The 22,893-nt window shown below is 64.2% G+C and carries 26 protein-coding genes, 1 other RNA gene and 1 pseudogene; 3 read left to right on the forward strand and 25 right to left on the reverse strand.

Annotated features, from left to right (window positions below):
• Positions 1-100: 100 nt before the first annotated feature.
• The 11 genes and pseudogenes from denD to tolQ form a co-directional block, all read right to left on the reverse strand.
• Positions 101-1,084 (reverse strand): D-erythronate dehydrogenase, encoded by a 984-nt coding sequence (gene denD / locus NVV79_RS10680; RefSeq protein WP_303988986.1) that lies wholly within the window; start codon positions 1,082-1,084, stop codon positions 101-103.
• A gap of 133 nt (positions 1,085-1,217) precedes the next feature.
• Positions 1,218-1,925 (reverse strand): outer membrane protein, encoded by a 708-nt coding sequence (locus NVV79_RS10685; RefSeq protein ID WP_303988988.1) that lies wholly within the window; start codon positions 1,923-1,925, stop codon positions 1,218-1,220.
• 171 nt (positions 1,926-2,096) lie between these two features.
• A complete protein-coding gene (glmM, locus tag NVV79_RS10690; protein WP_303988991.1) occupies positions 2,097-3,440 on the reverse strand; it encodes a phosphoglucosamine mutase in 1,344 nt (447 codons plus the stop codon).
• Positions 3,441-3,568: 128 nt separating this feature from the next.
• A complete protein-coding gene (gene ftsH, locus NVV79_RS10695; RefSeq protein WP_303988995.1) occupies positions 3,569-5,497 on the reverse strand; it encodes an ATP-dependent zinc metalloprotease FtsH in 1,929 nt (642 codons plus the stop codon).
• A 172-nt stretch (positions 5,498-5,669) separates the two neighbouring features.
• Positions 5,670-6,944, reverse strand: coding sequence for a tRNA lysidine(34) synthetase TilS (tilS, locus tag NVV79_RS10700; RefSeq protein WP_303988997.1), 1,275 nt, complete (start codon positions 6,942-6,944; stop codon positions 5,670-5,672).
• Complete coding sequence (ybgF, locus tag NVV79_RS10705) at positions 6,929-7,915, reverse strand: tol-pal system protein YbgF (RefSeq protein ID WP_303989000.1); 987 nt, start codon at positions 7,913-7,915, stop codon at positions 6,929-6,931. Before ybgF ends, tilS begins: the two co-directional genes overlap by 16 nt.
• 246 nt (positions 7,916-8,161) lie before the next feature.
• Positions 8,162-8,656 (reverse strand): peptidoglycan-associated lipoprotein Pal, encoded by a 495-nt coding sequence (gene pal / locus NVV79_RS10710; protein WP_303989003.1) that lies wholly within the window; start codon positions 8,654-8,656, stop codon positions 8,162-8,164.
• A gap of 314 nt (positions 8,657-8,970) precedes the next feature.
• Positions 8,971-10,281 (reverse strand): Tol-Pal system beta propeller repeat protein TolB, encoded by a 1,311-nt coding sequence (gene tolB, locus NVV79_RS10715; protein ID WP_303989006.1) that lies wholly within the window; start codon positions 10,279-10,281, stop codon positions 8,971-8,973.
• Between the two features lie 57 nt (positions 10,282-10,338).
• A complete protein-coding gene (locus NVV79_RS10720; RefSeq protein WP_303989009.1) occupies positions 10,339-11,457 on the reverse strand; it encodes a hypothetical protein in 1,119 nt (372 codons plus the stop codon).
• 4 nt (positions 11,458-11,461) lie between these two features.
• Positions 11,462-11,911 carry a protein TolR gene (gene tolR, locus NVV79_RS10725; RefSeq protein WP_303989011.1) on the reverse strand — a complete coding sequence of 150 codons (450 nt, stop codon included), beginning with the start codon at positions 11,909-11,911 and terminating at the stop codon, positions 11,462-11,464.
• Position 11,912: 1 nt separating this feature from the next.
• Positions 11,913-12,613, reverse strand: a pseudogene (gene tolQ, locus NVV79_RS10730) (protein TolQ).
• A 271-nt stretch (positions 12,614-12,884) separates the two neighbouring features.
• Between tolQ and NVV79_RS10735 the strand changes: the two are divergent.
• Complete coding sequence (locus tag NVV79_RS10735) at positions 12,885-13,322, forward strand: CHRD domain-containing protein (protein ID WP_303989013.1); 438 nt, start codon at positions 12,885-12,887, stop codon at positions 13,320-13,322.
• A gap of 15 nt (positions 13,323-13,337) precedes the next feature.
• On the opposite strand, the gene NVV79_RS10740 is transcribed toward NVV79_RS10735, so the two are convergent.
• Genes NVV79_RS10740 through ruvC form a run of 8 tightly spaced genes read right to left on the reverse strand, consistent with a single transcriptional unit; the run spans position 13,338 to position 17,842 of the window.
• Positions 13,338-13,742 (reverse strand): YbgC/FadM family acyl-CoA thioesterase, encoded by a 405-nt coding sequence (locus tag NVV79_RS10740; RefSeq protein WP_303989016.1) that lies wholly within the window; start codon positions 13,740-13,742, stop codon positions 13,338-13,340.
• Entirely contained in the window at positions 13,739-14,287 is a 549-nt protein-coding gene (locus tag NVV79_RS10745) for a rhomboid family intramembrane serine protease (protein WP_303989019.1), read from the reverse strand. Before NVV79_RS10745 ends, NVV79_RS10740 begins: the two co-directional genes overlap by 4 nt.
• A gap of 20 nt (positions 14,288-14,307) precedes the next feature.
• Positions 14,308-14,814, reverse strand: a complete 507-nt coding sequence (locus NVV79_RS10750) for an NUDIX hydrolase (RefSeq protein ID WP_303989022.1) — start codon at positions 14,812-14,814, stop codon at positions 14,308-14,310.
• The gene (gene ruvB / locus NVV79_RS10755) at positions 14,811-15,851 is read right to left on the reverse strand and encodes a Holliday junction branch migration DNA helicase RuvB (RefSeq protein ID WP_082531082.1); all 1,041 of its coding nucleotides are present in this window, start codon (positions 15,849-15,851) and stop codon (positions 14,811-14,813) included. Before ruvB ends, NVV79_RS10750 begins: the two co-directional genes overlap by 4 nt.
• Positions 15,848-16,192, reverse strand: a complete 345-nt coding sequence (locus NVV79_RS10760) for a hypothetical protein (RefSeq protein ID WP_303989027.1) — start codon at positions 16,190-16,192, stop codon at positions 15,848-15,850. Before NVV79_RS10760 ends, ruvB begins: the two co-directional genes overlap by 4 nt.
• Before the next feature lie 26 nt (positions 16,193-16,218).
• Positions 16,219-16,725: a hypothetical protein gene (locus tag NVV79_RS10765; RefSeq protein ID WP_303989030.1), complete on the reverse strand. Its 507-nt coding sequence runs from the start codon at positions 16,723-16,725 to the stop codon at positions 16,219-16,221.
• Positions 16,722-17,339 (reverse strand): Holliday junction branch migration protein RuvA, encoded by a 618-nt coding sequence (gene ruvA, locus NVV79_RS10770; protein ID WP_303989033.1) that lies wholly within the window; start codon positions 17,337-17,339, stop codon positions 16,722-16,724. Before ruvA ends, NVV79_RS10765 begins: the two co-directional genes overlap by 4 nt.
• Positions 17,336-17,842: a crossover junction endodeoxyribonuclease RuvC gene (gene ruvC / locus NVV79_RS10775; protein ID WP_303989036.1), complete on the reverse strand. Its 507-nt coding sequence runs from the start codon at positions 17,840-17,842 to the stop codon at positions 17,336-17,338. The genes ruvA and ruvC overlap by 4 nt, the downstream gene beginning before the upstream one ends.
• A gap of 164 nt (positions 17,843-18,006) precedes the next feature.
• Between ruvC and NVV79_RS10780 the strand changes: the two genes are divergently transcribed.
• Together NVV79_RS10780 and NVV79_RS10785 are read left to right on the forward strand one after the other, a co-directional pair.
• On the forward strand, positions 18,007-18,759 hold the full coding sequence (locus tag NVV79_RS10780; protein WP_303989039.1) for a GGDEF domain-containing protein: 753 nt from the start codon (positions 18,007-18,009) through the stop codon (positions 18,757-18,759).
• A gap of 104 nt (positions 18,760-18,863) precedes the next feature.
• Positions 18,864-19,646 carry a GGDEF domain-containing protein gene (locus NVV79_RS10785; RefSeq protein WP_303989041.1) on the forward strand — a complete coding sequence of 261 codons (783 nt, stop codon included), beginning with the start codon at positions 18,864-18,866 and terminating at the stop codon, positions 19,644-19,646.
• Between the two features lie 134 nt (positions 19,647-19,780).
• Here the strand turns inward: NVV79_RS10785 and NVV79_RS10790 are convergent, their stop codons facing one another.
• The 6 genes from NVV79_RS10790 to NVV79_RS10815 form a co-directional block, all read right to left on the reverse strand.
• The gene (locus tag NVV79_RS10790; RefSeq protein ID WP_303989044.1) at positions 19,781-20,527 is read right to left on the reverse strand and encodes a YebC/PmpR family DNA-binding transcriptional regulator; all 747 of its coding nucleotides are present in this window, start codon (positions 20,525-20,527) and stop codon (positions 19,781-19,783) included.
• Between the two features lie 75 nt (positions 20,528-20,602).
• On the reverse strand, positions 20,603-20,971 hold the full coding sequence (locus tag NVV79_RS10795; protein ID WP_303989047.1) for a hypothetical protein: 369 nt from the start codon (positions 20,969-20,971) through the stop codon (positions 20,603-20,605).
• Between the two features lies 1 nt (position 20,972).
• Positions 20,973-21,797, reverse strand: a complete 825-nt coding sequence (locus NVV79_RS10800) for a TIGR00282 family metallophosphoesterase (RefSeq protein ID WP_303989050.1) — start codon at positions 21,795-21,797, stop codon at positions 20,973-20,975.
• Entirely contained in the window at positions 21,794-22,381 is a 588-nt protein-coding gene (locus NVV79_RS10805) for a 5-formyltetrahydrofolate cyclo-ligase (protein WP_303989052.1), read from the reverse strand. Before NVV79_RS10805 ends, NVV79_RS10800 begins: the two co-directional genes overlap by 4 nt.
• A gap of 25 nt (positions 22,382-22,406) precedes the next feature.
• Positions 22,407-22,565: non-coding RNA, 6S RNA (gene ssrS, locus NVV79_RS10810), on the reverse strand.
• A 37-nt stretch (positions 22,566-22,602) separates the two neighbouring features.
• Entirely contained in the window at positions 22,603-22,890 is a 288-nt protein-coding gene (locus tag NVV79_RS10815; protein WP_303989055.1) for a type II toxin-antitoxin system RelE/ParE family toxin, read from the reverse strand.
• Positions 22,891-22,893 lie beyond the last annotated feature (3 nt).

Below are 22,893 nucleotides of genomic sequence, written 5' to 3' on the forward strand. Positions count from 1 at the left end.
ACCCTCCCAGGTCTATGCGTCTCGCGTTAGGGCGAGATGTCCTGAGGCGGGAGATACGCCCAACGGGCCGTGGCCGTCAATGAGTCTTTTGCAGATGCGGCTAGCCGACGCGTCCGCCCAGTTCGTCCTCGATGTGAATGCGGATGATGTCGTCGAAACTGGCGTCGCCGCGAAAGCCGAGGGACTTTGCGCGGCTGGCCTCGAAGGCCTTGGGCCAGCCGGCCACGATGTTGACAATGGTCTCGTCAGGCACCCGCTGAATCAGCGCCGTGGCTTCGGGGCCGGCGACGCGCTCCAGCGCGGCAATCTCTTCGCCAACAGTGGCAGCAAGGCCCGGCATGGACAGGTTGCGCTGATCGCCCAGCAGCGCCGTATCCATGGCAGCGGCATGCAGCAGGAAACCAACCGCGGCGCGTGGACTGGCGAACCAGTGCCGCACATTATCGGCGACCGGCAGGATGGCCGTCTGCCCCGAAAGCGGCTCGCGCAGGATGCCGGAGAAGAAGCCGGAGGCGGCCTTGTTGGGCTTTCCCGGGCGCACCACGATGGTCGGCAGGCGAATGCCCACGCCATCGACGAAACCGCGCCGCGAATAGTCGGCCAGCAGCAATTCGCAGATGGCCTTCTGCGTGCCGTAGCTGGTGAGCGGGGTATGGTGATGCGTATCGCCGATGATCTCGGGCAGCGGCTCGCCGAAAACGGCAATGGACGAGGTGAAGACGAGGCGTGGTCGATACGGTGCGCCCTGCCCCGCCAAACGGATCGCTTCCAGCAGGTGGCGCGTACCGTCGAGATTGATGCGATAGCCCTTCTCGAAATCCGCCTCGGCCTCGCCCGAGACGATGGCCGCCAGATGGAAGATCAGGTCCGGGCGTTCCGCCACGAGCTGTTCGGCAACCTGCGGCGCCGACAAATCGACCGCCAGCGCGGTGATCGGGATTGTCGAAGCCGGAGGAACCGGAGCGACGACGTCGGCCAGGGTCAGTTGGCCGATCGGCTGCCCGCCGACCTGCCCTGCAGCCAGCAGCGCCGCCACCAGCTTGCGCCCCACCATGCCGGCCGCGCCGATCACCAGAACCTTCATGTCATCTCCCCCGGTCTGCGTTCGGGAGGGAGCGTAACGTCACCATCAGAGTCGGCAAAAGAAAATCGGCGCCATCAAGGGCGCCGATTTGATACCGATAGCAGAGCGGGCTCGTGGCTCGCCCGCTCCCCGATCAGTTGAAGCGATAGCGCAGGGTGGTGCGCAATTCGTGGGTCATCGGGCTGTTCAGGTAGAACGAGGTATTCGGCCCCACCTGCGCATTGCTGATCTGCGGCATGTAGACGCCGCGATAGCCGAGATCGGCGACCAGGGCACCCATGTCGTAGGTCACGCCTGCCATGACGGCGGCAGCCGGCGCCCAGGACGAGCCATCCGGCGTCGCGAGCGGGCCGGTGACGGTGGTCTGGTTGTAAGCGCCACCCAGGCCAGCGCCGACATAGGCACCGAACCCGCCGGCGGCCGAACCATAGTCGCTGAACGAGAAGTCGTAATAGGCGTTCGCCAGCAGCAGCGTGGAGCGCAGGCCCAAAGTATAGGTCCCGTCCGACAGGCCGTGATTCTTGCTGTAGTCGAGCGTGAGATCGGCACGCAGCCCGGTGCCGGTTTCGTAGCCGAAGCCTGCGCCGAAGGAATAGCCGTAGCCGGCAATGGTCAGGTTGTTGCCGCCGCCACCGCAAAGCAGCGGACAGGCCGGAACATAGTCCTTGGCCCAGAGCAGGTTCCCCGCAGCGCTGCCGCGCAGGTAGAACGAGCCGGACACGCCGTAATCGACGTCGGGAATTTCGATGATCGGAGGATAGTAGGGAAGATCGGCAGCGATCGCCTGCCCACCGACAATAGCGGCACCCGCCACCATCATCGCAGCGATGAACTTACGCATGTGAAACGTCCTTTGGGTTGCCACGGCACCAGTTGATGCAACCCAGTATCGACGAATTTCCTTAAAGGCCGCTTAACCTAAATATTTAACCCTAACGAGAACAGAACGGCCCCATCATAGTTAACCGTAAGTAAATATCCGAGAGTCCGTCAGATCTGCTGATGCCCTGCCCTAGGCCACGTCGCGGATGGCGGCTTCGATCTGCGACACGACCGTTGTCACCAGCGAGGCATCGTCGGCTTCGCCCATCACCCGGATGACCGGCTCGGTGCCCGAGGCACGGACCACCAGGCGCCCGCCATTGCCCAGCATGGCCTGACCATCGGCGATGGCCTGGATGACGTGGCTGTCCTCGAGCGGCTTGCCCGACTTGAACTTGACGCTGCGCAGCAGTTGGGGAACCTTGGTGAAGCGTGCGCAGATCTCGGAAATACTGCGCTCCTGCTGCTTGAGTACTGCGAGCAATTGCAGGGCCGCCACCAGGCCATCGCCCGTCGTGGTGAAATCGGAGAGGATGATGTGGCCGGACTGTTCGCCGCCCACATTGAAACCCTTGCTCCGCATGGCTTCGAGCACGTAGCGGTCGCCGACCTGGGTGCGCTCGAGCGTCAGGCCCAGTGAGGTCAGGTAGCGCTCGAGCCCGAGATTGGACATGACGGTGGCGACGATGCCGCCGCCGACAAGCATCTGCCGCTCCAGCCAGCTCTGGGCGATGACAGCCATGAACTGATCGCCATCGACCACTTCGCCCTTCTCGTCGACGATGATGACGCGATCGGCATCGCCATCCAGCGCTATGCCGATATCGGCGCGCACTTCCTTGACCTTGGCGGAGACCGCTTCGGGCGCGGTGGACCCCACCTTGTCGTTGATATTGAAGCCATCGGGCTTGTTGCCGATGGTGAAGACCTCGGCGCCAAGCTCCCACAGGGCCACCGGGGCCACCTTGTAGGCCGCGCCATTGGCGCAATCGAGCACCACGCGCAGGCCCGCCAGGTCGGTGTTCCGCGGCAGGGTGCGCTTGGCATATTCGATATAGCGGGTGCGCGCTTCCTCGTCGCGGTGGGCCCGGCCGATATCGCGGCCATGCGCCAGGAAGCTGGACATGTCGCTGTCGATCAGCCGCTCGATTTCGGCTTCGACCTTGTCGCTCAGCTTGTAGCCATCAGGGCGGAACAGCTTGATGCCGTTATCCTCGAAGGGATTGTGCGAAGCCGAGATCATGACGCCGAGATCGGCGCGCAGCGAGCGCGTCAGCATGGCAACGGCCGGGGTGGGCATGGGGCCGAGCAGATAGACATCCATGCCGACGGCGGTGAAGCCGGCGGTCAAGGCCTGTTCGAGCATATAGCCCGATCGGCGCGTATCCTTGCCGATGACGACGCGGTTGCGATGGTCGCCGCGCACGAATTTCTGCCCGGCTGCCATGCCGACCCGCAAGGCCAGTTCCGGCGTCAGCTTGGCGCCATTGGCCAGACCGCGAATTCCGTCCGTACCGAAATACTTGCGTACCATAGCTGTTCGTCCCCTGAGCCTGCGATTCCGGTTGCGTCGGATAATACCACTTTCGGGCGAAATAACGGAGATTCCCGACAAGCAAAAGGGCCGCCTTGTGGGCGGCCCCTCTAATACTTTTCCCCAGCCTAGCTGTTGGGCTGCGGCTCCATGCCCGTCTCGGGCGGTGCATCGGGACGCTTCTTGCTCGACTTGCCGGCCGACGGCACGCCGCTGGCTTTGGTGCTGGGGCCGCTATCGTCCGGACGGATCGGCTGCTGGCCATCCATCAGGGCGCGCAGCTCGTCACCGGTCAGCGTCTCGTATTCGAGCAGTGCCTGGGCGATCGCTTCCCACTCGTCGTGGTAGGTGGTGAGGATTTCCTTGGCCGAAGCCTCGCCATCCTCGATCAGCTTGCGCACTTCCTGGTCGATGATACGGGCCGTATCGTCGGACATATGCTGGCTCTGCGTCACCGAATGGCCGAGGAACACTTCCTGGTCGTTGCTCTTGTAGCGCACGCGACCGAGCTTCTCGCTCATGCCCCATTCCATGACCATGGAGCGGGCCAGGTTGGTCGCCATCTGGATATCGCCGGAAGCGCCTGACGTGACCTTTTCCGGACCGAATTTGATGATCTCGGCCTCGCGGCCGCCGAACAGCATGGTCAGCCGGGCCAAAGCCTTTTCACGCGAGAACGAATAGGAGTCGCTTTCGGGCAGGGTCATCACCATGCCCAACGCCCGGCCGCGCGGAATGATCGTCGCCTTGTGGATGGGGTCGATGCCCGCAACCTTGAGCGCGATGATGGCGTGGCCGGCCTCGTGATAGGCCGTCAGCTTCTTCTCGTCCTCAGACATGGCCATGGTGCGGCGCTCGGCGCCCATCATGATCTTGTCCTTGGCGTCCTCGAATTCGGCATGGGTGACGAAGCGCTTGTTGCGCCGCGCCGCCATCAGGGCTGCCTCGTTGACGAGGTTCATCAGGTCCGCGCCCGAGAAACCGGGCGTACCACGGGCCAGCACCTTGAGGTCCACATCGGGAGCCAGCGGCACCTTGCGGACATGGACCTTGAGCACCTTTTCGCGGCCCGAGACGTCGGGGTTCGGCACGACGACCTGGCGGTCGAAGCGGCCCGGACGCAGCAAAGCCGGGTCCAGCACGTCGGGGCGGTTGGTTGCGGCGATGAGGATGATGCCCTCATTGGCCTCGAAACCATCCATCTCGACCAGGAGCTGGTTGAGGGTCTGTTCGCGTTCGTCGTTACCGCCGCCAAGACCGGCGCCACGCTGGCGGCCGACGGCGTCGATTTCGTCGATGAAGATAATGCAGGGCGCGTTCTTCTTGGCCTGCTCGAACATGTCGCGGACGCGGCTGGCGCCGACGCCGACGAACATTTCAACGAAGTCCGAACCCGAAATTGTGAAGAAGGGCACATTGGCTTCGCCAGCGACCGAACGGGCCAGCAAGGTCTTACCGGTACCCGGAGGGCCGACCAGCAGCACACCGCGCGGAATACGGCCGCCCAGCCGCTGGAACTTGCCGGGATCGCGCAGGAATTCGACGATTTCCTCGAGGTCCTGCTTGGCCTCGTCCACGCCGGCCACGTCCTCGAACGTCACCTTGCCATGGGTTTCGGTGAGCAGCTTGGCGCGCGACTTGCCAAAGCCCATCGCGCCGCCACGGCCACCGCCCTGCATCTGGCGGATGAAGAAGAACCACACGCCGATGATGACGATGAAGGGTAGCCAGGACGAAAGCAGGATCGACCAGAACGGGCTCGATTCCGGAGCCTGCGCGGTGATCGACACGCCCTTGTCTTCAAGGCGGGAAATCACGTCGGCGCCAGCAGGCAACACCGTCTGGAACCGCGTACCGTCGCGCAGGGCGCCGGACACGACATTATCGGTAATGGTTACGCTGGTGACGCTGCCGGCTTCGACGTCAGTGACGAACTGGCTGTAGCTCTTGTCGGAAACCGACGTCGAGCGGGTCGAGGACTGAAAGACCTGGAACAGGCCCATCAGCATGAAAAGTATGACCAGCCAGATGGCGAAGTTGCGGAAATTTCCGTTCATCAATCCTGTCCCGGAGAAGCCGTCGCAAGGGAGCGCGGCGCGTGTGCCGAATGTATGTCCGGCATTAGGGCGTTACAAGGGCAAGACCTGCTGTCCTTTGGGTGTCCCGTCCAGTCATAATGTCGCGATTGGGTTAATACGCGGTGGGGATTTGGTTGGTTCCACGCGCCGATCAATCGATCAGCAACTGCACCTTGATGCGCTCGTCGAAGGACCAACCGCCCAGCGACAGCACGCCACCTTCCGCGTCGCGGACGATTGGGGCGGTGCGGATGGCCTCGGCAGGGGCAGTGACCTTGAAGCCCAGGAATTCTTCGAGCCGGTGGCGTGGCAGGTAATCGGCGACGCTGGCGGTGAGGCCGGCTTCCGACGAGGCATTGACGATGCGGAAGCGCTCATCCCAGACCAGGGTGCCATGCGGGGCCAGCACGGCATCTGCTGGCAGCGAGCGGCCGGGCTCGCGGGCGACCGCGATGGCATCGTCCTTGATGCGGATGACGCAGCCGAGCACGGTGGTGGCCTTGGCAAGGCCGGATTCGGCAATGGTCTGGCGCAGGCGCTCGACCTGCCCCAGGGCGCGCGGCTTCTGCCGCCCGCCGACAATATTGAGCACGCGGCCGAGCAGGCGGGTCGAAATGGCGGGGCTGAGGCCGATGAACGGCGCCAGTTCGATCCGGGCGGCGCCGAAGCCGTCGAGCCGCACGATTTCGGTGAAGCAGCCATCGGCCATCTGGGCGATGGCGGCGTCGACCTCGGCCATGCGGTCGGCAAACAAGGCCAGCGCTCCGGCATCGAGGCCCAATGCCGCCAGTTGCGGCATGGCCTGGCGCCAGCGCACGCGCTCGTAATGCGGGTCGGTATTGGAAGGGTCTTCGGCGGGCACGAGCCCTGCCCCATCGACCACGGCACGCAGGGCGGCCGGATCGACATCGAGCAATGGGCGATGCACGCGCACGCCTTCGATCTCGGCCATATCGGTCATGCCCTTGAGCCCTTCGATGCCGCTGCCATGCGCCATGCGCATCAGCACCGTCTCGGCCTGATCCTGCAGATGATGGGCGGTGAGCAGCACCGTCGCCCCATCCTCTTCCATGGCAGCACCCATGAGGCGGTAGCGGGCGATACGGGCGGCTTCCTGCACACCGGTTGCGGGTTTGGCGCCGGTCCAGGCGAGGCCGCGCGCAGCCAGGCCGAGCGCCTTGGCTGCCTGCAGCACCATGGCGACTTCGCTTGCCGCTTCCGGACGCAGGCCATGATCGACCGAATAGACGATGAGCTTTGGTGCGCCGGACAGGCCCGCCGCCCAGCGCTGCGCCAGCACCATCAGGGCGAGGCTGTCGGCCCCGCCCGATACGGCAAGCGCGATGACTGGCTCACCGGCCACTGCTGTGAACAGGGCGTTGAGCCCTGCCGTATCATCGATGGCGGGTGTCAGGCGGGCGGGCATTCGGCCCGTGTCTTCTCCTCGCCCAGCCGCGTCACGAAAGCGGGCGCGAGCGTGGTGTAGCGCTTGTCGATCTCGGCAAAGGTGCGGCAGGCGGTTTCCCGCTCGCCGGCGCCTGACAGCGACATGCCCAGCTTGAGCAGCAGATCGGGCGCACGCGGGCTATCCGGCGTCTTCTGGAAGGCCGCGAGCAACACTTCGGCCGCCTCGTCATAGGCGGCGCGCTGGATCAGCACGTCGCCCAGGAAATTGGCGGCGTCGGGGGCCTGCTCGCTATCGGGATAGAGCGACAGATACTGGCTGAACTGATCCTCGGCAAAGGCATAATCGCCCGAAGTAAAGGCCTCGTAGCCAGCCGCGAACTGAGCGTCGGCATCGGCATTGCCGGACTTGGGAGCCGTCGGATCGAAGTTCAGATTCATCGGCTGGCCGGTGGTGAGGTCGACGCCTCCGGTCGAGCCGGTGCCCACCAGCGGATCGGCGGATTCGCCCAGCTCGTCGCCCGGGGGCATGCTGCCATCATCGAAAGTAGGGTCGAACTCCGCCTCGCCGGGCAGGGGCTGGACGCCCTGCTCGGGAATATCGGTGAGGGGAACGCCGTTGGCGTCCACGGGCACACTATTGGCGTCGGTGGGGACAGCATTGGGGTCCTGCGGCAGCGCCTCGGGCTGCGTCACGCCGCCCGCTTGGCCTGCCGCCTCAGGTTTTGGGCCAGCACCGCCTTCCAGCGCCTGGAAGCGGAATTCATTGTCTTCCTGCATGCGATTGAGGATTTCCTGCAACTGGGTGAGCTGGAAGGTCAGGCCCTCGATCTGCCCGTTCTGCAGGCGCAACTGCTCTTCGAGCTGCTGGATGCGCACCATGAGCTGCGCTGTATCCTGCGCCTGGGCGACATGGATGCGCGGCGGCGCGGCATTGGTGAGGGTCAGCCCGCCCAGTTCGGCCGGCGGCATGGGCGTCGTCTGTGCCGCCATGCCCGGAACGGTGATGCCGAGGGCGACTGCGACCGTGCATAATGCGGTCCGCCCCCTTTGAGAATGGCCGATAACTTCAAACGACGCCTCCAACGCGCTGGACTTGATCGCACCAACATGGTGCCGATGCAGCCGCGGATAAAGGGCAATTTTGGTGAAAAGAAAGCGCCCGGGCCAAATACTTGGCTCCGGGCGCTATTGCCTCCAGTTTGCACTGGATTCTCTTGGCCCTCAGGCCGATGTTTCTTACTGAACGACGGTAACCGCGCGGCGGTTCTGGCTCCAGCAGGAAATGTCGTTACAGATCGCCACCGGACGTTCCTTGCCGAAGGACTGGCTGGTGATGCGGCCATTATTGACACCACGCGACACCAGATAGTTCACGACGACCGAAGCGCGGCGGGCGCCCAGGGCGATATTGTATTCGCGGGTACCGCGCTCGTCGGCATGGCCTTCGATCATGATGCGGTAGTTCTGGTACTGGTTGAGCCAGGCCGCCTGCTTGTCGAGCGTCGCCATGGCTTCGGAAGTCAGGCTGCTCGAATCGGTTTCGAAGAACACACGGTCACCGACCGAAACGAGGAATTCCTGCTGGCTGCCCGGCGCACCGCCACCGGGGCCGAGATTGCCGACGCCGGTCGGCATGGTGTTGGGCGTGCGCGAACAGGCCGCGACGACCGCCACGAAAAGCAGCATCGCGACGGCGCGCAACGCGGTGTTGAGAGGTGCGGTGATGACCACGGGGAGGCTCCTGAAAGGCAACAATCTTAAGCACGGCATTTACCGCGCTTAATCTTAAGGCCGGGTTTTCCAGCGTGGTTAATCTTGTGCTATTCGGGCGTGAATGTGGCGGGAAACCGGGCTTTTTTGTGATGGTGCCGGTTTGCCACAGGGATGTGAGGCGATCACATTAAGGTTAAGTGGGTGGTCAGGCAGTCACTTTCCACCGGCCGTCATCCTCGGGCTTGACCCGAGGAGACTTCACCTTGCCCGGCGCTCCGCAAGCGCAGAGCCCTCGGGTCAAGCCCGAGGGTGACGATCGAGTATGCGGGCCTCTACCCCCGCAGCCCCGACCAGGCCGGGTCGCTGGCATAGCTCTCGGTGGGGATGGTCAGCAGGTTGCGGCCCCAGATATCGACGCTCATCAGCTTGGGGCCGTCATTGCCGCCCGGATCCTGGAAGAACATGATGACGCGGCCATTGGGCGCCCAGGTGGGGCCTTCGGCGTGGAAGCTGGAATAGAGCATGCGCTCGCCCGAACCATCCGGGTTCATGATGCCGATATTGAACTGGCCGCCGGACTGGCGGGTGAAGGCGATGAGATCGCCCTTGGGCGACCAGACCGGCGTGGAATAGAGGCCCTGACCGAAGCTGATGCGCTGCGCATTACCGCCGCCCGAACCCATCATATAGATCTGCGGCGAACCGCCCCGGTCGGATTCGAAGACGATGCGGCTGCCATCGGGCGAATAGGACGGGCCGGTATCGATGGCCGCACCCGACGTGAGCTGCTGCGGCGTGCCGCCGCCCGTGCCCACGGCATAGATATTGGTGGCGCCATTCTGCTCCACCGAGAAGGCCACCGTGCCGCCATCGGGCGAAAAGCGCGGGGCAAAGGTCATGGCGCCGACGCTGGCCAGCCGCTGCTGGCGTCCGGAGGACAGTTGCAGCAAGTAGACCTGCGGATTGCCCTCGGCGAAATTCATATAGGTGACCATGTCGCCATTGGGGGCGAAGCGCGGCGTCATCGCCATGGTGCTGCCATCGGTCAGATACTGCACATTGGCGCCGTCCTGATCCATGATGGCCAGGCGCCGCACGCGGTTGGCCTTGGGACCGCTTTCGGCCGTGTAGATGACGCGGGTATCGAAATAGCCGGTGCTGCCCGCCAGCGATTCATAGATGGCGTCGGAAATGATGTGGGCGACGCGGCGGGAGGAATTGGGATCGGTATTGTAGCTCTTGCCGACCACCTGGGCCGCCTGCTGAGTGTCCCAGACGCGCACCGACGAGGAAATCTGCCCGCCGCGCTCGACCCCGCCCATCACCAGCGCATCGACATTGGCCGTGCGCCAGGTGTTGAAATCGGGCGTGTTGTTGACATCGCCCACCTGCACCGGCAGCGAAGCCGGATCGAGCGGCAGGAACAGGCCCGAGCGGCGCAGGTTGTTGCGCACGATATCGGCGATTTCCTTGCCGAAGGCCGGGTCGGACGAGGCAAAATCGGGAATGGCGATGGGCAGCGGCTGGAAATTGGCGCCCTCCACCACGATACGCAATTGCGCCATCGCCATCGAGGAGCCGGCCAGCAGGGCCCCGCCGGCCAGGCCGAGCTTGAGCGCATTGCGCCTTGTGATCAGGGTCATGTTCGTCTCCATTCTCCGCCGGGGCCATTCTGGCCACGCGACGCATCAAGTTCAAAATCAGGGCCGCAGTTCCACGTCGATCTGCCGCCATTCGTCATACGCAGCCGCCGTGAGGCGGTAGGGTCCGCAATTCACCACGGCGCGTTGCGCCGCCCGGGCAATCGCCCCGCCGGCCGCCGAAGCATCGGCCGAGATGATGGCCGGTGTGCCATTGACCGAGCCATCCGGGTTGAGGCTCACCATCAGCCGCACATTGAGGCCGCTGTTGATGTCGCTGGGCAAGAGGTTCCAGCATTGCTTGATCTGGCCCACCAGCCCGTCGATTTCCGACCGGCTGAGCCGCGCCGACGTACCTGACGTATCACCCAGTGTCGGCGTGCCGCCCTGCCCGGTCGTACCGCCGGTGGTGTTGTCGTTGTTGATGATGGCAGAAATATCGTCGGCCAGCGACGCATCGAGCTGCGGCGTCGGCTGCTGTTGCTGGGCCTGCTGCGCCGCGGCCTGGCGCCTGCGCTCCTCTTCCTCGCGCTTCTTGCGCTCGGCTTCGGCCGCAGCGAACTGCTGGCGCTTCTGTTCCAGATTGGTCGGACGGCTCGCCGGCACCGGGGCTGCCACCTGCGGGGTGGGCGGCTCGGGCGTGGGCTCCGGTTCCGGCGCGGGCTCGGGTTCCGGCTCGGGGACAGGTTCAGGCGTCGGAGCCGGAGCGGGCTCAGGCTCGGGCGCCGGCACGGGCCGCGTGGCCGGGACCGGCGGCGCCACTGGCTCGGGCGTCGGTTCGGGTTCGGGGGCCGGTGTGGGTTCGGGCGCGGGAGCCGGCTCGGGTTCCGGCTCTGGCTCGGGTTCGGGCGCGGTTTCCGGCGCCGGGGCGGTATTGGTCACCGGGGCCGGCGTCGGAACATCTGCCGGCGACGGGGTGACCTGGTCTTCTTCGGTATTGCCCGTGGGCTGGGCGAGTTCGGCTTGCCTGTCGTCCTCGACGATGGAGGGCGTATTGGTCTCGACGATTTCGCTGTCGAGCTGGCCGGCGCGGATATTGGAATATTCCTCGATCGGCACGAGATCGACCGAAATCGACTCCACGGCAGGCGTCAACGGCTCGGTAAACCCCAGATTGATGAGGCCGATTGTCAGCAGGACGATATGGGCGACGATCGATACCGAAAGGCCGGTGCGCACTGGACTAGCCCGGTTCCCGCTCGGTGATGAGCCCGATCTTGGTGAAGCCGGCCGCCGAGAGAATGCCCATGACGCGCATCACCGAGCCATAATTGGCGCTGGTATCGCCGCGCAGGAAGATGCGATCCTCGGTGCCGTTGACCGCCCTGGCGGTAACCGTGTTGACCAGATCGGTTTCGGCCACCACGTCCTCGTCGACATAGATCACGCCCTCGGGCGTCACCGCGACGGTGATCGGCTGGCTCTGGCTCGGCATTTCATTGGCGGCGGTCTTGGGCAGGTCGATCGGCACGCCTGATGTCATCATCGGCGCGGCCACCATGAAGATGATGAGCAGCACCAGCATGACGTCGACCATCGGCGTCACGTTGATCTCGCTCATGATCGCCCGGCTCTTGCGGCGCCGGCGGCGACCGCCGCCGCTTCCGCCGCCTGCTGCGGCACCCATGCCCATGCTAGCGGTTCCTTGCTTCGAGCTGGCGGCTGAGAATGGTCGAGAACTCGTCGGCAAAGCCTTCCAGCCGCCCGATCATCTTGCCGGCATCGGAGCTCAGCTTGTTATAGGCGATAACCGCCGGAATGGCGGCGACCAGGCCGATGGCCGTGGCGAACAGCGCCTCGGCGATGGGGCCGGCGACCACCGCCAGGTTGGTGCTCGAGGAGGCGGCAATGGCGGTAAAGGCATTCATGATGCCCCAGACCGTGCCGAACAGGCCAATGAACGGCCCGGCCGAACCGATGGTGGCCAGGAAGCCGAGGCGCTTTTCCAGATGCTCGCTCTCGCGGGCAATGGCGACATCGAGCACCTTGTCGAGGCGCTGCTGCATGCCCACGAAGCTGGCGGCATTCTGCTCGTGGCTGCGCTTCCACTCCTTCATGGCGGCGACGAAGACGGCGCCCAGCCCCCCGTCGCCCGTTCGGACTGCTGCTGATAAAGCTCTTCCAGCGACTGGCCGGACCAGAAGACGCGCTCGAAGCGGTTCATCTCCGCCTGGGTGCGGCGATAGGTGATGGTCTTGTCGACAATGATGGCCCAGCACCAGATCGAGGCGCCCAGCAGGCCAAGCATCACCGCCTTGACCACCAGGTCGGCAGCCCAGAACAGCCCCCAGATGGATAAATCGGCGTGCGGGGCAACCGCCCCCACAGCGTCCATGGCTTCCATGTCGTGATCCCTTTCGGCCCGGTTCGCGCACCCGACCCTCAAGCATCAGGCGATGGGGTCGAAATCTGTCAAAATTAAGAGAAATGCCCGCGAAACCGGCCCTTTGCTGGGTGGCTCCCGGACACGTGTCCGCTTTGCCGCAATTATGGTCAAGAAGAGGTTAAGAAAGAGAGTCGGGGCAACAAGTTGTGAAGGAACGTCATCCCCTGGAGCCCGTTGAGCGGCAGGCGCCGATCCCGGCGCGTTCCACAGGAGGATTCTCATGACGATCCGTATCGCGTCCCTGGCCGCCATCACGTCGGTCGCAATGCTGCTGGCTGCCCCGGCCTATGCCGAAATGCTCAACATGACGGCCGAACTCACCGGCGCCGCCGAGGTTCCCGCCAATGATTCCGCCGGCACGGGCACGCTCGAAGCCACCTATGACACCGAAACCATGATGTTCACCTGGACGGTCAACTATGAAGGCCTGACCGGCGATGCCACCGCCGCGCATTTCCACGGCCCGGCCGCTGCCGACGCCACTGCCGGCCCGGTAGTCCCGATCGATGGCGATCTCGCCAGCCCGATCGAAGGCTCGGCCACGCTGACCGAAGAACAGGCGACCCAGCTCCAGGATGGCATGTGGTATTTCAACGTCCACACCGCCGAATATCCCGACGGCGAAATCCGCGGCCAGGTGACGGCTGCAGCCATGTAGCCCAAAAGGGGACCGTCAGGCGGTCCCCTTTTTGTCGGCAAGCGCCCTGATGGCGGCGGGCATCCGCGCTGCGCCGCCGCTGGTCCTGATGGCCACGACGATCACGCCGGCGCGCGTCAGCACCACGCCATCACGCAGAATTGCTTGCGACAGCGTCAGCCGTGCACCGCTGACGGCGGCGATTTCGGTGGTGACATCAAGGAGGTCATCGATATGGGCGGCGCCATCGAAGGCGATCTCCATGGAACGGACGGCAAAGGCAATGCCTTCCGCCGCCAGCTCGGAATGGTGGATGCCTGCGTCGCGCAGGAATTCGGTACGGCCACGCTCGAAGAATTTGAGATAGGCCGCGTGGTAGACATTGCCGGAAAAATCGGTGTCTTCGTAATAGATGCGGACGGGGAAGCTGTGGCGGGTCATACCCTGCCTCCAGCTCGGCGGGGCAACCGCACGGCAACCTGCCCCACCAGCAGCCCGACCAGCAGCGCCGGGCCGTGGATATCGTGGGCAAATGTCAGCCATATGGCCAGGGCCAGCACTGCCAGTGCAGTGACGACGCGCTGCGGCACAGGCCCACCCGACAGGTAGCTCCACCAGCCCACGACGAGCCCCACCAACCCCAATGTGGCGACAGAATTGCCCGCACCGACCGGTTGCCAGAACAGCCCGGCGACTTCACCGGCAAGCCCCGCCAGGACATAGGCGAGAAGCCAGATGCAAGGTGCGAAAACCCACTCGGCCAAGGTTCCGGCCACGGCCAGCAGCGGGAAATTCACCGCGATCTGCTTGAACCCCTCGTCATGGACCAGCCATGCCGTGGCAAAGCGCCAGACCTGGCCATCGACCACCATCGAGGGCTGCCGACGCAATGCCGGAAGCAGCTCGGGCATGACCGCTTGCCCCATAGTGACAGCGACCGTCGCCGCCAGGACGACGATGGTCAGCCAGGGAATCCGACGGTTCAATCCTCGGATGCCGGCGGGGCTCATTCCACCGCCTCGCCTTCGTGGAACACGACATGCTCCGGCGCGCCGGAGAGCGAGCGTAGCCGCGCCGGCAGCCAGGGCGGCAGCAGGCACGCGTCTTTCAGCGCCGATCCCTCGAGCGGCAGCCAGGAAAATTGCAGCAGATGCCCCTCATCTTCGCGTACGAGGAAAGGCTGCTGACCGCCCGGTCCCACATGCTCGGGCAGTTCGATGGCATAGATGAAGCCGAGCTCGTGGTAGCGGTCGCCCTCGCGGCCATAAAAGCTCTCCGAGGTGAAGAGCAGCGGCCCGACTTCGACCGGCATGACCAGTTCCTCGGCCATTTCGCGCACCAGGGCCACATTGCTGGGCTCGCCCATCTCGACGCGCCCACCCGGCAGCATGCAATAGCTGTCATCGTCCTCGCGGCAGACCAGCACATGCCCGTCGCGGATGGCCACCCCGGCCACGCGATAGTTGAAGCAGGTGCCCCCGACCGGAAAGCTGAGCAGGATGCGTTCGTTCATTCCGCCTCCGGCTCCTCGAACAGGCTGGCCTGCAGGCCGACAAAGCCCTGCGGTACGACTTTGCCCAGATGCTGGAAAGCCGTGCCGGTCAGCATGCGGCCGCGCGGCGTGCGCTGGATGAAGCCCTGCTGGATCAGATAGGGCTCGACGATTTCCTCGATCGCGTCGCGCGGCTCGCTCAGCGCCGCCGCGATGGTCTCGATGCCAACAGGACCGCCATTGTAGAAATCGGCAATAGTGGTGAGATAGCGCCGGTCGAGCTGGTCGAGCCCGCGCGCATCGACATCGAGCCGCAGCAGCGCCTTGTCGGCGATGGCGCGGGTGATTTCGCCCGAGCCGTCGACCAGCGCGAAGTCGGTCACCCGGCGCAGCAGGCGCCCGGCAATGCGCGGCGTGCCGCGGGAGCGGCGGGCGATTTCCATGGCCCCGTCCGGCGCCATCGGCATGCCCAGCAGCCGCGCGCCGCGCTGCACGATCTGCACCAGCTCCTCGGGCGTATAGAAATTGAGCCGCACCGGAATGCCGAAGCGGTCGCGCAAGGGCGTGGTTAGCAGGCCGGCGCGGGTGGTCGCGCCGACCAGGGTGAACTTGGCAAGATCGATCCGCACCGAGCGGGCGGCCGGGCCCTCGCCGATGATGAGATCGAGCTGGAAATCCTCCATCGCCGGATAGAGCACTTCCTCGATCGCCGGATTGAGCCGGTGGATCTCGTCGATGAACAGCACATCGCGCTCTTCGAGATTGGTCAGCAGCGCGGCGAGGTCGCCAGCCTTGGCGATGACCGGACCGGACGTGGCGCGGAAACCGACGCCCAGCTCGCGCGAAATGATCTGCGCCAGCGTGGTCTTGCCGAGGCCCGGCGGACCGACAAACAGCACGTGGTCCAGCGCCGTGCCGCGCTTCTTGGCCGCCTCAATGAACACTTCGAGATTGGCCCGCGCAGCCGCCTGCCCAACGAACTCGGAAAACCCGGACGGGCGCAGGGAGACGTCAAGCGGATCGTCGCGGCCGGCGGCGGGAGAGGTAAGATCGGTCACGCGAGCATCCGAGCTGCAATCAGGGTCAGTGCAAAAAGCAGCTTCGCTTCCCGCTCATGATCAGTGAAGCCCCCGAACCCGTCGATCGGTCCATCATAGATATCTTCTCCGCCAGCATCGGGATAAATCACTTGCATACCCCCGTGACGAGCTCTGATGTAGCCGGACAACTCATCTAACTTCAAAACCTCGTACTGCTCTGGAACCGAAGGCGAGGTCAGCTTTAGCATTAGGCCAAGGCGCTCCGCAGCTTCGAGCACCAGTTCAGGCGTCGCAGGTGGCTTTGCCTTTGGCAGGCCTAATTTCTCAATCTGCTCGACAAAAGACGTCATCATGTTCACCAGAAAGGTTCCACAAACGCTCTAAATTAGCGTCCAACGAGCCTCAACTCCCATCGCGGTTGCTCCGTGAGCCACGATTGAATCCACTCAGGATCGAATCCGCCCCACAAATTTTCGTATACTGATGCTAGCTGAGGTCGTAGTCGTTTGATCTCGCGGTAGCATTCGATGAATGCGCGTCGAGGATTTTCATAGTCCCCAAGCAACAGATCCTTTTCGAAGGGATAGCGCCAATCTACAAAATATCGTGCGATCTCGGCCACATGTTCAGACAGATGCATAAGATTCTGGCGAACATCGGCCGGAAGCCGAAAATACAACGCTTCCAAGTTGTGGCCCGTCTCTGCGGTGTCACGCGACAGCAAATTAATAAGCTTCAGCGCCAATTCGACGGCCAGCGCATAATTTGTGATGGTGGGAGCCGACACTGTATGAAACCCGTATCGGCCAAGTTTTAGCTCCAGAGCGCAGCGTTCTCCCGCCAGAAAGAATGCAGTCGCGGTATCTAGCTGGCGTTGCAGATCGCTACTCAATTGCTCAGCTCCCGCAAACCCAGCCGGATCAGCTTTTCCGTTGGCACGCCATCGCCTTCGCGCGCCACGATGCGGGCCAAGGCAGAGGAAGCCTGCGCGCTCGAATAGCCGAGATTGACCAGCGCCGAGACGGCGTCGGCTATGGCGGAAGGCGCCACGCCCTCGCCCAGGGCAGCCTGCAGGCCGAGCGTGCCAGCGTCGATGCCAGGACCAGTGGGCGCCTTGCCCTTGAGTTCGGTGACGAGGCGCACGGCGAGCTTGGGGCCGACGCCATTGGCCCGGCCGATCATCGCCTTGTCCTGCAAGGCCACGGCGCTGGAGAGTTCGGCCGGCGAGAGCACGGAGAGGATGGAAAGCGCCACGCGGGCGCCGACGCCCTGTACTGTCATCAGCAGGTTGAACCAGCCCTTCTCGGCTTCGCTGGCAAAACCATAGAGCCGGATCATGTCTTCGCGGACAATGGTTTCGATGAAGACCACCGCAGCCTCGCCGACGCGCGGCAAAGCCTGCAATGTGCGGCTGGAGCAGAAGGCTTCGTAGCAGACGCCGCCGCAGTCGATGAGCACGAAATCGTCGCCGAAGCTGTCGACCAGCCCCTTGAGCTTGCCGATCATGCCAGCGCCCTCAGCCGCTGACTGGATACCCGGTGATGGGCATGGCAGATGGCGATGGCCAGCGCATCGGCGGCGTCTGCTCCCTTGAAATCTGCCGTCGGCAGCAATGTCTTGACCATGAGCTGGATCTGTCCCTTGTCGGCATGGCCGGTGCCGACCACCGATTTCTTGACCAGGTTGGCGGCATATTCGGCGACCGGCAGGCCTCGCGCCGCCGGGGTCAGCAAGGCCACGCCCCGCGCCTGCCCCAGGATCAGCGCCGAGCGCGCACCGGCATTGACGAAGGTTTCTTCCACCGCCGCCTCCTCGGGCATGAAGCGATCGAGCACCTCGCCCAGCCCTGTGAATAACAAAGCGAGGCGTTCGGCCAGCGAGCCATCGACATCAGGCGTCACTGTACCCGCCGCCACGAAGGTCAGCCGGTTGCCCAATGTCTCGATGACCCCCCAGCCGCAGCGGCGCAGGCCGGGATCGATTCCAATGATTCGGGTGGCAGCACTCATGGCCCAATCCTTAACGACGCAGGGCCAGCCTACCAAGGCCAATGTGAACAAATAGGCAACAGAGCCGGTGGAAAACCCAACAATCGATAAAATCCTACCCATCACGCAAACACCATCTTCAAGCCGCAGCCCTAGGTTCCGCCACGGGAATGCAGGGGCAAAGCATGACGGAAATCGGCCGGAACCTACCGAAGCGCGCGTGGCTGCGTATTTATCGCGTCACCGGGGCGATCACTCTCATCTCGGTAGTGCTGTCGGTAATCTTCACCAACATGATCATGGAGACCTTCTCGGCCGGGATAAACGTGCAGGGCCTCGCCGTTTCGATCCTCATGCCGCTGGCGCTGGGGGGGCCGATGATCTGGTTCCTGCTGCTGAAACACGAACAGTTGCGGCACGCCAATAGCCAGCTCGAACATCTGGCGAGCACCGACTGGCTGACGGACTGTCTCAATCGTGGCGCCTTTACCGGAGCCGTCAGCCGCCATCTCGACCGCTGCGCGCCCGCGGATCCTGGCGGGGCATTGCTGATCGTGGATGCCGATGACTTCAAGAGCGTCAACGACCGCTTCGGCCATGATGCCGGCGACGAGGCACTGCAGTTGATCGCCCGCGCCATCCGCAAGGCGGTGCGTGGCACCGACCTGGTAGGGCGGCTGGGCGGCGAGGAATTCGGCGTGTTCCTGGCCGAAGCAGACGTGACCACCGCCGACCAAGTGGCCGAACGCATCCGCCACTCGATCTCCGTGCTTGCTTTCACGCCCGGCGGCACACCCTGCCCGCTTTCGGTCAGCATCGGCGGGGCCACTTATGCTCCCGGCGCCCCCTTCGCCGAATTGTATCGCCTTGCCGACCAGCACCTCTACGAAGCCAAGAATACGGGCCGCGATCGCGTCGCCATGATGCAGGCCGCCTGATTATGGAGACGCCGGCCGCCTGATATTTCGTTCATTGCCACCGCGCCAGCGCCGCCCTGCCATTGCAGGGTGGCGAACCTGCCATTTCAAACCGAGAGTATGCAATGATGCCGTCCAAGACTTTGACTGCCCTGCAAAGCTGGTCCAGCGTCGGGCGCTGGACGCTATTCGGCACGATGGCCTGCGTCCTGGTCTCGGTGGGATTCAACGCCCTGATGTTCGGGGATCTGGGAGCCGAGGCGCTGCGGCGGTCCGTCATCAGCGCCACTGTGCTGCCCATCCTGCTGGGCGTGCCGCTGTTCTTCTATATGAGCATGCGGGTGCGCGGGCTCGCCATCACCAATCTGCGCCTGGGCCTTGTGGCCCGTACCGACAGCCTGACCGCTTGCCTCAACCGCGGTGCCTTCACCGGTAAAGTGAGCACGCTATTGGCCCAGCGCGCACGCGACACCAGCGGCGCCCTGCTGATGATCGACGCCGACAATTTCAAGGCGATCAACGACCTGTTCGGCCACGATGCGGGCGATGAGGCATTGACCATCATCGCCCGCTCCATCCGCACGACCTTGCGGGCCGGCGACCTGGTGGGCCGCATGGGCGGCGAGGAATTCGGCGTCTACCTGCCCGATGTCGATCAGCGCGGCGCCGAAGCCGTGGCCGAACGTATCCGCCGCTCGGTAAACCTGGCGATCTTCGCACCCGAGGGCAAGCAGCGCCCGCTATCGGTCAGTATCGGCGGCGTGGCCTTCGAGGGCTCGGCCAGTTTTTCCGAACTGTTCCGCATTGCCGACCAGCGCCTCTATGGCGCCAAGCAGACCGGCCGCAACCGCGTCGCCGTGGTGCATGTGGCCGACCACCCGGTCATCGACCTCAAGCGCAGCGCATGAAAAAGGCGGCGCCACGCGGCACCGCCTCCAAACAATCAGTAGACCTCATCCTGAGCCTGTCGAAGGACGAGGTCGGGCATCACCCAGTCACGCCCCCGTGGTTCGACAAGCTCACCATGAGGGCTACTGAACGGCTACGCGTCCAGCTTGGCCGCGTCTTCGTCGCTCATCTCGAAATTCGAATAGACGTTCTGCACGTCATCGTCTTCCTCGAGCGTATTGATCAGCTTCATCAGCGTCGCGCCCTTTTCGGCGTCGATCGGCGTATTGGTCTGCGGCTTCCAGATCGCCTTGACCGATTCGGCCTCGCCCAGCACCTTTTCCAGTGCCGCCGCCACGTCCACCATGCCCTCGAAAGTCGTGGTGATGTAGTGGCCCTCTTCGTCGCTCTCGACATCCTCGGCGCCCGCCTCGATGGCGGCTTCCATGACGGCGTCTTCCGAACCGGCGCTCAGCGGATAGGTGATCTCGCCGACCTTGTCGAACATGAAGCCGACCGAATTGGTTTCACCCATAGCGCCGCCATTCTTGGAGAAATAGGAGCGGACATTGGAGGCGGTGCGGTTGCGGTTGTCGGTCAGCGTCTCGACGATGATGGCGACACCGCCGGGGCCATAACCCTCGTAGCGGATCTCGTCATAATTATCGCCGTCCGAGCCGATCGCCTTCTTGATGGCGCGGTCGATATTGTCCTTGGGCATGGACTGGGCGCGGGCATTGGTGACGGCCAGGCGCAGGCGCGCATTGAAGGCCGGGTCGGGCATGCCCAGCTTGGCGGCGACGGTGATTTCGCGCGCCAGCTTGGAGAAAATCTTGGAACGCACCGCGTCGGACTTGCCTTTGCGATGCATGATATTTTTGGCATGTGAATGGCCGGCCATCGGTCACTCCCCTCGGGCTGGAATGCTGGATTGTGGTGGCGCGTTATAGGCAAGCGAGCGGGACTTGTGAAGCGCTCACTCGTGCTCGACTGGCGTGAGCACGATCTCGCCCGCCTCGCCGCCGATCCGTTCCGCGAGCCTGCGGGCATCGTCCTGGGTCATCGCGCCGGAAACAATGATGACACCATCGAGGATGGGAGATTGCACGACCGGCGCCGTGAGCAATTCGCCCGCGACGCGCAATTCGATGACCTGGCCGAGATGTTTCAGCGTAAGTTTGGCAAAGTCTTTCCGCCCATCCGGCGTCAGTGTGATCATGACGGTCGGCTGGCCGCTGAAGGGATCGGGCCGCAGCTCGGCCTTGTCGACGGCCAGGGTAATATCGGCGGCCAGAACCGGCAGGGAGAGCAACAGCGCCAGCACAGGCCCAAGCAGCCGCCGCATCTCAGCCTTCCCCGAAATCAGGTTCGGCCTGGGCCAGCGTGCCGCCGATGCGGACAGGCAGCACCCGGGCGGCGAGCCCGGTACGCGGATCAGTCTCGACCGCCACGCCGCACAGCGTGGCTTCGCCCTCGGCGGGGGTGAAGCGCCCATTGGGAATGCCGGTGAGGAAACGGTTGAGCGGTTCGTCGCTTTCGGTGCCGATGATGGAGTCGAAATCCCCGCACATGCCGGCATCGGCCATCAGCGCCGTGCCCCCGCGCAGCACGCGGTGATCGGCGGTGGGAATATGGGTATGCGTACCCACGACAAGGCTGACCTTGCCGTCGAGGAACACGCCCATGGCCTGGATTTCCGACGTCGCCTCGGTATGGAAATCGACAATGATCGCGTCGGCCTGTTCGCCCAGCGGACAGGCGGCCACCGCCGCTTCAACCGCGCGAAACGGATCATCGACCGGCGGCATGAAGACCCGCCCCAGCGCATTGATGACCAGCACGCGATGGCCATTGCGCCCCTCGACGAACATGGCCCCGCGCCCCGGCGTGCCCGGCGGCATGTTTATGGGACGGATCAGCGTGGTCTCGCGCTCGATATAGGTCAGCGCCTCGCGCTGATCGAAGGCGTGATCGCCCAGCGTCACGATATCGGCGCCGGCATTGCGGATGGCGTTGAAATGCGGCTCTGTGAGGCCCTTGCCATGGCTGGCATTCTCGCCGTTGACGACGACGAAGTCGAACCGGTAGCGCTCGATGAGACCTGGCAGGCGTTCGGTGACGGCGTCGCGCCCGGCGCGGCCCATGACATCGCCCAGAAACAGAAACCTCATGCGCCGGAGCCGAAATGGCGCACACCGGCTTCGGTGACGATGGCGTCGAGCGGCACGTCATGCGGCTCGCGCGGAATGCTGTCGAGTTCCTGGGCGGCAAAGGCCAGGCCCACCAGCTTCGGCTTCTTGCTCATGGATGCCAGGGTCCGGTCATAATAGCCGCCGCCATAGCCCAGCCGCGTGCCCCGGCCATCGAAGCCCAGCAGCGGCATGATGACGATATCGGGTTCGGCCTTGGGCGCCAGTTCGGACGGGGCCAGCGTGCCGAAGCCCGATTCATAGAGCGAGGCGCCCTGTTCCCAGATGCGCAGGTCGAGCGGCTGTTCGGGACCGAGTACCACCGGCAGGACCACGGTCTGGTTGCTATCCATCAGCTTGACCAGAATAGGCTGGCAATCGAGCTCGTCGCGGATGCGCCAATAGGCGGCGACCACGTCGTTGGCCTGCAGCACGATACCGTCGAAGAAGTGGCGGGCGGCCGCCCTGGCTGCCTCGGCGCGCTCTTCATGATCGAGCAAGGCCCGCGCCACCCTGGCCCTCATCCGCAGTGCCGCCTTGGTTTCCTCGATCAGTTCGTCAACCATGGGCGCGCGCAACCTGCTCAGACAATAAGGTGCCGCCCTGGCCGTGGGATATGCGATCCCGGGAACCTACTTTACGCAGGTGGGCGCCGTTTGTCCGAGCCCACGGGCCCGGTCAGGGACAGCTCCCTTAGGATCGATAAGGCCCCGGGGATATTGGTATCCATCACGCACCGGGCAGCAGCCAAGATATAGGCGCTTTGGCCGACGGTGCAAAGGGTGCGTTAGAGGAGATCGAACCAGTTTTGCAGGCCGTGCAGAACACGGAGGACGATCACATCCTCGTTTTCAACGACGTAGAGGATATTGTGCGAGCCACACGGCATGAGGCGGACCGATCTCTCCGAAGCCTGCCGCTCGGCGGCCATATAAGGCATCGCGGCCAATCGATCGAGCGCTGCAACCATGTCCTGTTCATAGACCTCAGACTGTACAAATCCGAACCGGATGGCGCCATCGGCGGCCATATGATCGAGATCTGCTACAGCCGCGGCGGTCAATATCCAGGCCAAGCT

It is taken from the genome of Devosia ginsengisoli, from assembly GCF_024707105.1.
Lineage (GTDB): Bacteria > Pseudomonadota > Alphaproteobacteria > Rhizobiales > Devosiaceae > Devosia > Devosia ginsengisoli_A.